The organism is Photobacterium piscicola (assembly GCF_900166965.1).
Classification (GTDB): domain Bacteria; phylum Pseudomonadota; class Gammaproteobacteria; order Enterobacterales; family Vibrionaceae; genus Photobacterium; species Photobacterium piscicola.
Genome location: NZ_FUZI01000005.1, coordinates 133,200 through 145,982 on the forward strand (window position 1 = coordinate 133,200; position 12,783 = coordinate 145,982).

General features: G+C 43.1%; 10 protein-coding genes. 3 read left to right on the top strand and 7 right to left on the bottom strand.

Annotation, left to right across the window (positions count from 1 at the left end; translation table 11 throughout):
* Positions 1-29: 29 nt before the first annotated feature.
* The 6 genes from CZ809_RS14455 to CZ809_RS14480 form a co-directional block, all read right to left on the bottom strand.
* On the bottom strand, positions 30-1,067 hold the full coding sequence (locus CZ809_RS14455; protein ID WP_080158285.1) for an ABC transporter ATP-binding protein: 1,038 nt from the start codon (positions 1,065-1,067) through the stop codon (positions 30-32).
* The gene (locus CZ809_RS14460) at positions 1,067-2,695 is read right to left on the bottom strand and encodes an ABC transporter permease (protein ID WP_080158286.1); all 1,629 of its coding nucleotides are present in this window, start codon (positions 2,693-2,695) and stop codon (positions 1,067-1,069) included. Before CZ809_RS14460 ends, CZ809_RS14455 begins: the two co-directional genes overlap by 1 nt.
* Before the next feature lie 170 nt (positions 2,696-2,865).
* The gene (locus CZ809_RS14465; RefSeq protein WP_080158287.1) at positions 2,866-3,879 is read right to left on the bottom strand and encodes a Fe(3+) ABC transporter substrate-binding protein; all 1,014 of its coding nucleotides are present in this window, start codon (positions 3,877-3,879) and stop codon (positions 2,866-2,868) included.
* Positions 3,880-4,055: 176 nt separating this feature from the next.
* Complete coding sequence (locus tag CZ809_RS14470; protein WP_080158288.1) at positions 4,056-5,285, bottom strand: ammonium transporter AmtB; 1,230 nt, start codon at positions 5,283-5,285, stop codon at positions 4,056-4,058.
* A gap of 50 nt (positions 5,286-5,335) precedes the next feature.
* Entirely contained in the window at positions 5,336-5,674 is a 339-nt protein-coding gene (locus tag CZ809_RS14475) for a P-II family nitrogen regulator (protein WP_080158289.1), read from the bottom strand.
* A gap of 192 nt (positions 5,675-5,866) precedes the next feature.
* Positions 5,867-6,235: a YacL family protein gene (locus CZ809_RS14480; RefSeq protein WP_080158396.1), complete on the bottom strand. Its 369-nt coding sequence runs from the start codon at positions 6,233-6,235 to the stop codon at positions 5,867-5,869.
* Positions 6,236-6,329: 94 nt separating this feature from the next.
* Here CZ809_RS14480 and CZ809_RS14485 point away from each other — a divergent pair, with 94 nt between their 5' ends.
* From CZ809_RS14485 to CZ809_RS14495, 3 genes are all read left to right on the top strand, one after another.
* A complete protein-coding gene (locus CZ809_RS14485; protein ID WP_080158290.1) occupies positions 6,330-7,487 on the top strand; it encodes a sugar diacid recognition domain-containing protein in 1,158 nt (385 codons plus the stop codon).
* A gap of 130 nt (positions 7,488-7,617) precedes the next feature.
* Positions 7,618-8,883: a GntP family permease gene (locus CZ809_RS14490; RefSeq protein WP_080158291.1), complete on the top strand. Its 1,266-nt coding sequence runs from the start codon at positions 7,618-7,620 to the stop codon at positions 8,881-8,883.
* Positions 8,884-8,898: 15 nt separating this feature from the next.
* Positions 8,899-10,032 carry a glycerate kinase gene (locus CZ809_RS14495; protein ID WP_080158292.1) on the top strand — a complete coding sequence of 378 codons (1,134 nt, stop codon included), beginning with the start codon at positions 8,899-8,901 and terminating at the stop codon, positions 10,030-10,032.
* Positions 10,033-10,143: 111 nt separating this feature from the next.
* On the opposite strand, the gene acnB is transcribed toward CZ809_RS14495, so the two are convergent.
* Positions 10,144-12,741, bottom strand: coding sequence for a bifunctional aconitate hydratase 2/2-methylisocitrate dehydratase (gene acnB, locus CZ809_RS14500; protein ID WP_080158293.1), 2,598 nt, complete (start codon positions 12,739-12,741; stop codon positions 10,144-10,146).
* Between the last annotated feature and the right edge of the window lie 42 nt (positions 12,742-12,783).

Below are 12,783 nucleotides of genomic sequence, written 5' to 3' on the forward strand. Positions count from 1 at the left end.
AAGGCTTGCTCTCACAAGCCTTGATTTATTTATGCTTGAGCAAATATAACCGCGGAATGCGGAATCACATTAACCGTTACTCGCTGACCGACATTTAATAATAAATTAGAATTAATCACTAATTTATGCCCTTCAAATTCAACGATGTAACGACAACTGTCTCCCATAAACTGCTGTTCAATTATCACCGCACTACCTTCAGTTTCCGGCATCACAGTCAAATGTTGTGGTCGTAATAACCAATCCACATAAGTACCAGTCATCAATGGTGGTTCTGCCGCGCATGTTTGCTCACCAAATGGGGTCAGTAATTGTTGATTTGCTGTCACCGTTGCTGGTAGATATGATCCGACACCTAAAAATTCAGCCACAAAACGACTACTTGGTTGATAGTAAAGTTCAGTCGCCGTTCCAAATTGTTCAATTACGCCATGGTTCATTACCGCCATTTTATCAGCAAAGGCAAACGCTTCTTCTCGACTGTGGGTTACAAAAATAGCGGTAACACCTTGGTCTTTAAATATTTGGCGAATATCACGAATCAAGCTATGGCGCACTTGAGTATCAATATTAGAAAACGGCTCATCCAATAAAATTAAATCCGGTTCATTGGCTAATGCCCGTGCAATCGCAACCCGCTGTTGTTGCCCCCCCGATAATTGGTGTGGATAACGATCATCAAGCTCCGTTAAATGTACCAATTCTAGCATCTGCTTAATCTTGGCTGTCACTCGCGGTTTATCCCAATAGCGCAAACCAAACGCTATATTTTCAGCCACCGTTAAATGAGGAAATAAGGCATAATCTTGAAAGATCATACCGATATTACGTTGCTCTGGAGGTAAACATAATTGCTGATCCACAATGGTACGGTCATTGATTGCCATGCTGCCATTAGCAAGTGGTAATAACCCTGCGATGGCTTTTAATAAGGTTGTTTTGCCACAGCCACTCGCGCCAAGCAAACACACAATTTCACCCCGTTCTACCGCTAACGACAAATCTTGTAAGATTGGCTGTCCATGGTAACAACAACTAAGATCAGCGACGGATAATGCATGTTTCATTAATGTTTTTGCTCCAAAGAACGATTAACCATAACCAGCGGAATCAAGCCTACAATAACTAATAAAATAGCGGGAAAAGCCGCCACTTCTAACTGTTCATCAGAAGCGAAATTAAACACGTAAGTAGCTAAGGTTTCAAAATTAAACGGTCGCAATAAGATTGCCGCATTGAGTTCTTTCATTGATTCAATAAATACCAGCAAACCGGCAATTAAGCATCCTCGACGAATCAAAGGTAAATGCACTTTACGTAACATTGGCGTCGATGCATAACCCATGGTTTTTGCCGCCATATCTAACGAGGGTGGAATTTTCACTAAACTACTTTCAATGCTACCAATCGCTACCGCAGCGAAGCGCACCACAAAGGCAAAGATAATCGCAAACATTGACCCAGAAAAAATCAGCCCAGGACGCCCCAGATCTAAGCTTCGAGCAATATCATTCACTAAATGATCAGCACTGGTTAGAGGGATCATCACGCCAATCGCTAATACGGTACCGGGTACAGCATAACCTAATGAAGCCAATCGCATCGGTATAGTGCTGACACTACGACCATCTAAGCGTTGATAAAAATTAACCATCAAAGCAAGACAAACAGCCACCATAGCCGCCGCCAATGACACCATTAAGCTATTAAAACTGTAGGTCTTAAATTGTGCGGTCCAACTTACTGAGAAATAATCAATGGCGTAATAACCTAATTGCAGCATCGGTAAAATAAATGCACATCCAACTAATCCCCAACACCAACCTACCGCCAGCCATTTTTTCCAGCCACTTAATTGATATTTAGTATGGCTGTCATTGCCACATTGTTGTTGAAACATTTTTTGCTTACGACGACTAAAACGCTCGCTACTGATCAGTAAAAAAATAACCATCAACATAATTGCAGAAATTTTAGCGGCAGCATTGAGATTAGAATAGCCAAGCCAAGTATCGTATACCGCTGTCGTGAGGGTATTTAAAGCAAAATAACTCACGGTACCAAAATCACCCAAGGCTTCCATTGCTACTAATGACACGCCAACAGCAATCGCAGGACGCGCTAGTGGTAATGAAATTCGACGAAAACTTTGCCAAGGTGAACAACCTAATAGTCGTGCTGATTGAAGCAGGTTATTACTTTGCTCCATGAACGTGGCACGGACTAATAAATACACATACGGATATAACACCAGCGCTAAGACAAAACATGCGCCCCATAATGAGCGTAAGTCAGGGAACCAGTAATCGCTAACATGCTGCCAACCAAAAAAGTCACGCAACCAAATTTGAATTGGACCTGCATAATCAAACCAATGGGTGTAAAGGTAGCCGACGATATAACCAGGCATTGCGAGGGGTAAAATAAGTGCCCATTGAAGTATTTTTTCGCCCGGTAAACGGCACATCGCCATTAACCATGCACTTGGAAGCCCAAAAACTAAGGTAAGTAACACCGTACCAACCACCAGCCCAAGGGTATTTAACGCGTAGGTAGACATCACTGTATTCATCAAGTGTGAAAACACCTGATCTGAATTACCCATGGCGGTAATAAATATAGCGATAATAGGCAACACTAACAGCGAGCCAAACAACCAACTGTTAACCCGCCAAAATAAAAACTTTTCTTTCATTTACTACTACTTAGTACGTTTTTCAATATATTTAAGCCCACAACATCAGGCCACTTTATCAGTAAATTCACTCACTGAAAGTAAGCATGAGAAGCTACCACAACTTATTGCAAAAGAGACTAAGTTAAACTGAAAAATGGGGCTTAACACCCCATTTATTTTGTAACTAATTACAGATCAAACTTCACTTCATCAAGCAATTTAATCGCAGCTTTATGGTATTGTGCTACTTGATCAAGTGATACATCATCAGCTTTAAATTCGCCCCATGATGCGACTAACTCTGAACGCTTAACACCCGCTTTTACTGGGTATTCATAGTTCACTTCAGCGTACATTTGTTGGGCTGTGGTTGCCGTTAAGAATTCCATTAACTTTAGCGCATTATCTTTATTCGGTGCGTATTTCGCCATTGCCATACCGCTGACGTTAACGTGAGTACCGTTACCTTGTTGGCCTGGGAAGTTAATTTCAACCGCTTCTGCCCATGCTTTTTGGTTTGGATCGTTAACCATTTTGCCTAGGTAGTAGCTGTTACCAATGGCGATATCACATAAACCTTCTTTCACCGCTTGTACTTGACCACGGTCATTACCTTGAGGCTTACGCGCTAAATTCGCTTTCACACCTTCAAGCCAAGTTTTCGTTGCCGCTTCACCATTGTGGGCAATCATCGCTGAAACAAGTGAAACGTTATATGGGTGCTTTCCTGAACGCGTACATAGTTTACCTTTCCATTCAGGCTTAGCTAAATCACTGTAATCAAAAGATGCGGGTAATTTACCGACGCGATCTTTTGATGAATAAACATTACGAGAACGCAGTGTTAATGCAAACCACTCATCTTCATTATCACGAAATTGTGCCGGAATATTCGTATCAATAACTTTGCTATCAACAGGCTGAACCAACTTTTTATCCGACAATTCCACTAAACGGCTAATATCGGTTGTCAGTACCACATCCGCAGGACTGTACTCACCTTCTTGCTGAAGTTTTTCAGCAATGCCTTCTTTAGCAAACTTAACGTTAACCTTAATACCCGTCTCTTTGGTGAACTCATTAAACATTGGCTCAACAAGGAATGGCTGGCGGTATGAGTAGACATTGACTTCTTCCGCCGCTGTCGCGATTTGAGGTGCGGTCAAACCGAAGAAAACAGCGGTAGCTAAAAGTTTTTTCATTGCTAAATCCCTTAATGCAAAATGTAATGATAATATTTCTCAATTAGATTAATAAAGGATTATACGTTTTTCACATTCGAACACAATCGAGCTGTAACACTTCATTACAAAAAAACGCCACCGCAAGCGATGACGCTTTTTTACACTTTAACAGCACTTAAATGCAGCTATTATTGCTATTTTACACTGACAAATTCAGGATAAGCATCAACACCACAGTCATGTGAGTCCATACCTTCAAGCTCTTCATCTTCACTGACACGAATACCAATAGTGAATTTCAATATTCCCCATACCACTAAACTTGCACCAAATACCCAACCAAAGATAACTGCAGCACCAAATAACTGAGTCATGAAATCGGCATCTGGATTACTTAACGGCACCATCATTAAGCCAAATAAACCACACACGCCATGAACAGAAATCGCACCGACGGGATCATCAACTTTTACCTTATCAAAGCCAATAATACTAAACACCACTAATGCTCCTGCAACACCACCAATCGCAACTGCAGCTAATGGTGATGGTGATAATGGGTCAGCAGTAATGGCAACCAAGCCGGCCAATGCGCCGTTAAGAATCATAGTAAGGTCAGCTTTACCCCATAAGATTTTACACACCGCAAGAGCAATAATGGCACCAGCAGCAGCGGCGGCATTAGTGTTTAAAAATATTTGTCCAACAGCGGTCGCATTCTCAAAATCAGACAGCATTAACTGTGAACCACCGTTAAAGCCAAACCAACCAAACCATAGAATAAATGTACCGACAGTGGCTAAGGGCATGTTTGAACCAGGAATAGGGTGCACTTCACCGTTTTTACCGTATTTACCTTTTCGAGCGCCAAGCAGTAATACACCCGCTAATGCAGCGGCAGCACCTGCCATATGAACGATACCAGAACCAGCAAAGTCACTAAAACCCGCTTCAGAAAGGAAACCACCGCCCCATGTCCAGTAACCTTCAACCGGATAAATAAAGCCAGTTAACACCACTGAAAATAATAAAAATGACCACAACTTCATACGCTCAGCAACCGCACCTGATACTACTGACATTGCGGTAGCAACAAAGACGACCTGAAAAAAGAAATCGGATTCTAAAGAGTGATCTGCGCCTTCAGCTTGAGTACCAATTAATGCGCCAAATGAGGGTAACCAACCACCGCCGCTGTTATCGACATACATGATGTTATAGCCGACTAATAAAAATGTCGTACACGCAATGGCGTATAAACAAAAGTTCTTGGTGAGTATTTCAGTAGTATTTTTTGAACGGACTAAACCTGCTTCTAACATGGCAAAACCTGCTGCCATCCACATCACTAATGCACCTGAAATCAAAAAGAAAAATGTATCGAGTGCGTAGCGTAATTCAATTACTGTCGTTGATAATTCCATGGTAACCTTCCCTTATACCTGATGTTTATGATCCTATATCCATGCTGCGACTAAAGCGCCTCTCTGTCTACTTCTCCTGTTCGAATACGTACGGCATGTTCAAGATCATAAACAAATATTTTGCCATCACCGATTTTTCCTGTTTGCGCAGCCTTGCTGATAGCATCAACAATATCATCCAAATTTTCTGCCTGAGTCGCGATTTCTAATTTTACTTTAGGCAAAAAATCAATTTGGTATTCAGCGCCACGGTATAATTCGGTATGCCCTTTTTGACGCCCAAATCCTTTTACTTCTGATACTGTCATTCCTTCAACACCGACAACGGCCAATGCTTCGCGTACATCATCTAATTTAAATGGCTTAATAATCGCATTAATTATTTTCATGATTTGCTCCTTACTTTCAATGTATTCCCCATTATGATTAAACAACAAACAATCATCGTGCCAATTATTTAACTAACTGTTTAATAAAGAAATTAAAAAAACAAATCACCATAAACAAAAAAAGGCCGCACCATATAGGTGCAGCCTTTTCACTGTAATATAGCATCTAACGGCTACTGATAAATAACCTGATTAAAAACGGATCACAAATGCTCGCCAAGCTTCTAATGCTTGCGCTAAATCTTCAAAACCACACACCGACATACTTTCTTCATCATAAAAATGAAAATCTTCTTCAAAATCTTCATCTTCTTCAGAAAACAGACAGTTAGCTTGAACCAAAGCTTCGTTATCTTGTAAACATAACGTCAGTTCATCACCCGTTAATCGCCATTCTTTGGTGCTATTTTTCAATGCACTAAGTTGATCTATTACCATATCTATTTTTTCGACATCCTTGCCAAGCTCGTCAATGATCCAATGACCTAATACCTCATGGCCCATTGAAAAAATGGCATGATAACTACCGTCCAAGGTATTTTTTTTAAATTCGTAATCCATACCTTCAGTACCCCATCTCTGATCATCTTCGTTGTTAACTGCTACACTGCTCGCAGAATGCGCTTGGCGCCCATTGTCAGGATCTCTCACTAAAATGCAACTCAATACCACTATTGCTCGACAAATCGTTGCCCGTACTATGAAAATCATTAAGCATTCAGTCAATGTAATAGATTGTCATGGGCGCATTATTGGCTCGGGCGACCCACAACGTCTAAACCAATACCATGACGGTGCTATTTTGGCGCTGAATAACCACCATATTATCGAGATAGATCAAGCAACCTCTCAACAACTGCAAGGGGTAAAACCAGGCATCAATCTGCCAATTATGTTTCAGCAACAAGCTATTGGTGTCGTAGGTATTTCAGGGGATCCTGATGACGTGCGTAATTATGGTGAATTGGTCAAAATGACAGCCGAGCTAATTGTTGAGCAAGCCGCTTTAATGACCCAAGTGGAATGGCATAAACGCCACCGTGAAGAGTTGGTGATGCAGCTCATCAATAACGATAACCTTGATGACATGCAGCTAAATACGATTGCTGAGCGATTAGAAATCGAGCTCGAACAACCACGGATTGCGACTGTCATTAAAGTGCTACCTCATGATGGTGAAGCTTTTTCTTTAGAAAACTTGCAGCATTTAGTTCATTTGCTTGAATACCCTGAGCGGGATAACTTAGTGGCAATTAGTTCAGTTTCTCGCAACGAAGTAGTGGTACTGAAACCAATCACACTCACTAACAAAGGTTGGTCACGGGATCTTGAACAAAAACGGGTTTATAAGCTGCTAAAACGTATTAATAAAGAAGCCAATTACACCATTAAAATTGCGCTAGGCGATTATTTCCCGACAATTCAAGGGCTGGCACAATCTTATTTAACCGCCACTGCAACCATGGAAGCAGCCCTTAATCACCATCAACAAACATCACAACAGGTATTTTTTTACCAAGATCATATTCTACCCGTGCTCCTCAATAAAATAACCGCAGAGGCGTGGCGTTACCAACAACTGCAAGCGCCACTTGAAAAATTAAAGCACCATGATCCGCGTGGAATCTTAGTCAAAACCCTAACGGCATTTTTTGATCAAAATTGTGATTTAGCTCAAACCTGCCAAGTGCTACATATTCACCGAAATACACTTCGTTATCGACTTGATAAAATCGAGCAACAAACCAACTTACAAATCAATAAGATAAGTGACATCACTCGTTTGTATTTAGCTATCATTAGTCAATCATAATTAACGTAATTTGTGCAAATGCACAAATTACTAGCAAGCTAACCACACTTTATTTGTTAGTTTGCCTAAAGCTTCTCATTTCAAAATTCACTACAGTGCAGCCATCTTAACTTTTCACTGGAATGGAACAATGGTTGAAGTATCCACCCTTGGTGCCCTCGCAGCACTGGTCGTCGCTATCGGACTGATCTTAAAACGCGTACCGCCCGCTTATGGCATGATCATTGGTGCTCTGGTGGGCGGCATTGTTGGTGGTATCTCTTTAACCGAGACCGTCACCATGATGATTGGTGGCGCTCAAGGTATTGTCACTGCAGTATTACGTATTCTCGCCGCTGGTGTCTTGGCTGGCGTCTTAATTGAATCCGGTGCCGCAACCTCCATTGCAGAAACAATTGTCAAAAAAGTGGGTGAAACGCGCGCGTTATTAGCCCTTGCGATGGCAACTATGATCCTTACTGCGGTTGGCGTCTTTGTGGACGTTGCGGTTATTACCGTAGCCCCAATTGCATTAGCCATTGCCCGTCGTGCCGATCTTTCTAAAATGGCGATCCTATTAGCGATGGTCGGTGGCGGTAAAGCGGGTAACGTTATGTCACCCAATCCTAACTCTATTGCTGCGGCAGATGCGTTTAATGTCCCTCTAACATCCGTCATGGCAGCAGGTGTTATTCCGGGACTGTGTGGAATGTTATTTGCTTACTTTATTGCTAAAAAATTAGTCAATAAAGGCAGTAAAGTCCAAGCCCACGAAGTTATTGATGTTGATTTGAGCCGTTTACCCTCTTTTGCTACCGCCATTGTTGCTCCATTAGTTGCCATTGCATTATTAGCCCTACGTCCTATCGCTGGTATTAATGTCGATCCACTTATCGCCCTTCCATTAGGCGGTTTAATGGGTGCAATTGCCATGAAGCGTTTCCGTGATACCAACCACTTTGCGGTTTCTGGATTAAACCGCATGGCGCCAGTGGCGGTGATGTTACTAGGTACTGGTACTCTCGCGGGCATCATTGCCAATTCAGGCTTAAAAAGTGGCTTAATTGATGTGTTAACAGCATCGGGATTACCCTCTTACTTACTCGCGCCTATCTCTGGTGCCATGATGTCACTAGCCACAGCATCAACCACCGCGGGTACTGCGGTAGCCTCAAGCGTGTTTAGTCATACTATTTTAGAATTAGGTGTCCCAGCCATTGCAGGTGCGGCAATGATCCATGCTGGCGCCACCGTATTTGACCATATGCCTCACGGTAGCTTCTTCCATGCGACAGGCGGCTCAGTTCATATGGATATGCATGAACGTTTAAAACTAATCCCTTATGAAACCGCTGTTGGCTTAATGATTGCTACCGTTTCTACACTTATCTTTGGCGTATTTGGCTTCACTATTTAACAAGGCTGATTGATTATGAAAATTATTATTGCTCCTGACTCATACAAAGAAAGCCTGACCGCAATGGAAGTGGCAACTGCAATTGAAGCAGGATTTCGCCAAGTAATACCAACGGCTGAATACATTAAATTACCAATGGCTGATGGCGGTGAAGGCACGGTGCAATCATTGGTTGATGCCAGTAACGGCACCATCATAGAGCACGCAGTTACAGGTCCTTTGGGAACCCAAGTTAACGCTTTTTTTGGCCTCATGGGTGACGGTAAAACTGCGGTTATTGAAATGGCAGCGGCATCTGGTTTGCACCTTGTTAGCCCTGACCTGCGTAACCCAATGCTCACGACGAGTTATGGTACTGGCGAATTGATTCTAGCGGCACTGGATCACGGAGTTAACCATATTATTGTTGGTATCGGTGGCAGTGCGACCAATGACGGCGGTATCGGTATGGCGCAAGCACTTGGCGTACAGCTATTAGATAGCAACGGTCAAGCGCTTAAGTTTGGTGGTCAAGCATTAGCACAACTGGCAACCATTGATATCACAACGGTCGATCCGCGTCTTGCCAATATAAAACTGGAAGTGGCGTGTGATGTTGATAATCCCCTTTGTGGTGAAAAAGGGGCATCACAGGTGTTTGGCCCTCAAAAAGGAGCTACCCCAGCAATGGTTGCCACGCTTGATCAGCATCTTGCTCACTATGCCGCAATCATAAAACAAGACTTAGGTGTAGATATCAAAAATACAGCAGGAGCAGGTGCTGCTGGCGGTATGGGCGCGGCGTTATTAGGTTTATTTAATGCTCAATTACGTTCAGGCATCGAGATCGTGATCGACGCGGTTAACTTGGGCGACATTGTTCAGGATGCAGATCTAGTGATCACAGGTGAAGGACGTATTGATAGCCAAACCATTCATGGTAAAACGCCGATTGGCGTCGCACGTACAGCCAAGCAATACCATAAACCCGTAATTGGTATTGCAGGTTGTTTAAGCCAAGATTGTGGCGTGGTTTATGACCATGGAATTGACGCGGTATTTAGTGTTGTTCCCGCAGCGATGAGTCTTGAACAAGCCTTTAGCAATGCGGCAATCAATATTGAATTAACCGCCCGTAATGTGGCAGCAATGTATTGCTTGAACCGCTAATGCATTGGCTCATAAATAATTAAGCAATACTAATAAAAACGCCGCGATTATTCGCGGCGTTTTTCGCTCTTTATTTTTATTCAATAACCGTTACGTCAACAATAATGTCAATTAAACCGGTTGCTGAATAATGACTTCATCAGCTTTGTTAGTGTAATCCGCCATGCGATCAAAATTGAGATAACGGTAAGTATCAGCCGCTGTTGCATCAATCTGTTTAGCATAAGTTAGGTATTCATCCATAGTTGGAATACGACCTAAAATAGCCCCGACCGCGGCTAACTCAGCCGAAGATAAATACACATTGGCACCATTACCTAAACGGTTAGGGAAGTTACGGGTCGAGGTCGACATTACCGTAGCTTTATCTTTCACTCGTGCTTGGTTACCCATACACAATGAACATCCCGGTGTTTCAATACGTACTCCAGCACGACCAAAAATACCGTAATAACCTTCTTCGGTAAGCTGGTCTTTATCCATCTTAGTTGGTGGTGCCACCCATAAGCGCGTATCTAGTTGGCCACCAAATTTCTCAAGTAACTTACCTGCCGCACGGAAATGACCAATGTTAGTCATACATGAGCCGATAAATACTTCATCAATCGCGGTTCCCGCCACCTCAGACAATAAACGCGCATCATCAGGATCATTCGGCGCACACAGAATTGGCTCTTTAATGTCTGCCAGATCAATCTCGATCACATGCGCATATTCAGCATCTTTATCTGCGGTCATTAACTCAGGATTGGCTAACCATGCTTGCATCGCAGTAATTCGGCGCTCAATGGTACGACGATCACCATAGCCTTCAGCGATCATCCACTTCAGCATTACAATATTTGAGTTTAAATATTCAGTGATCGATTCTGGCGACAATTTAACGGTACAGCCTGCAGCACTTCGCTCTGCCGATGCATCAGAAAGTTCAAACGCTTGCTCAACCGATAAATGCTCAACCCCTTCAATCTCAAGTACACGACCTGAGAATTCATTGATCTTACCCGATTTTTCAACCGTTAATAGCCCTTGCTGAATAGCAAAATAAGGAATCGCATGAACCAGATCTCGCAGGGTAATCCCCGCTTGCATCTCACCTTTAAAACGCACCAAAATAGATTCCGGCATATCAAGCGGCATCACGCCCGTTGCCGCAGCAAATGCCACTAAACCAGAACCCGCAGGGAATGAAATACCTAATGGGAAACGGGTATGTGAATCGCCCCCCGTACCAACAGTATCTGGCAATAACATGCGGTTAAGCCATGAGTGAATAACACCATCTTTAGGACGTAATGCCACTCCACCACGATTCATAATAAAATCAGGCAATGTATGGTGCGTATTAACATCAATCGGTTTTGGATAAGCAGAAGTATGACAGAAAGACTGCATGGTTAAATCGGCAGAAAAACCTAAACAGGCTAAGTCTTTCAGTTCATCACGCGTCATGGGGCCGGTGGTATCTTGCGAACCAACGGTGGTCATCTTAGGCTCACAATAGGTGCCAGGACGAACCCCTTCAACACCACACGCTTTACCGACCATCTTCTGCGCTAGAGTATAACCTTTACCGTTATCTTTAACGGCCACAGGACGACGGAACACATCAGATGCAGCCAAGCCTAACGCTTGACGAGCACGATCGGTTAGGCCACGACCAATGATCAATGGAATTCGCCCACCCGCACGCACTTCATCAATCAAGACCTCGGTTTTTAGTTTAAAGGTTGAGACCAATTCATCGTTATCATGACGACGCACTTCACCTTTAAACGGATAAACGTCAATCACATCGCCCATAGCAAGTTTTGTTACATCAACTTCAATCGGCAGTGCACCAGCATCTTCCATAGTATTAAAGAAGATCGGCGCGATCTTACCACCAAGCACGTAGCCACCAGCACGCTTATTAGGTACGTAAGGAATATCATCCCCCATAAACCATAGCACTGAGTTAGTTGCTGATTTTCGTGATGATCCGGTTCCCACTACATCACCAACATACACTAATTGATGACCTTGTTGTTTAAGGGCCTCAATTTGCGTAATCGGACCAATCACTCCCGCTTGATCGGGTGTGATCCCTTCACGCTCAATTTTTAGCATCGCTAATGCATGTAACGGAATATCCGGTCGTGACCACGCATCAGGCGCAGGAGATAAGTCATCAGTATTGGTTTCACCACTGACTTTAAATACGGTAAGAGTGATTTTTTCAGCAAGAGCAGGCTTAGATAAGAACCACTCGGCATCAGCCCATGATTGCATCACTTGCTTGGCAAAAGTATTGCCCGCTTTGGCTTTTTGCTCAACATCATAGAATGAGTCAAACATCAGTAAAGTATGAGATAGCGCACTAACAGCGATAGGGGCAAGCTCAGTATCATCAAGTAATGACACTAGTGGTTCGATATTGTAACCACCTTGCATGGTCCCTAATAACTGCGCGGCCTTGGTTTTGTCAACTAATGGCGATTGTGCTTCACCAGTAGTGATTGCAGCCAGAAAACCCGCTTTTACATAAGCAGCTTCGTCCACACCCGGTGGAATACGGTTTTCTAATAAATCCAGTAGTGCCGCTTCCTCACCTTGCGGCGGGGTTTTTAATAGCTCAATCAGAGCGGCAACCTGTTCAGCATTAAGAGGTTGAGCAACAACCCCCTCTGCCGCACGCTCTTCGACGTGTTTACGGTAGGCTTCAAGCACGACATATTCCTCTTATATTGGCTCGACGATAACGCCGAACAT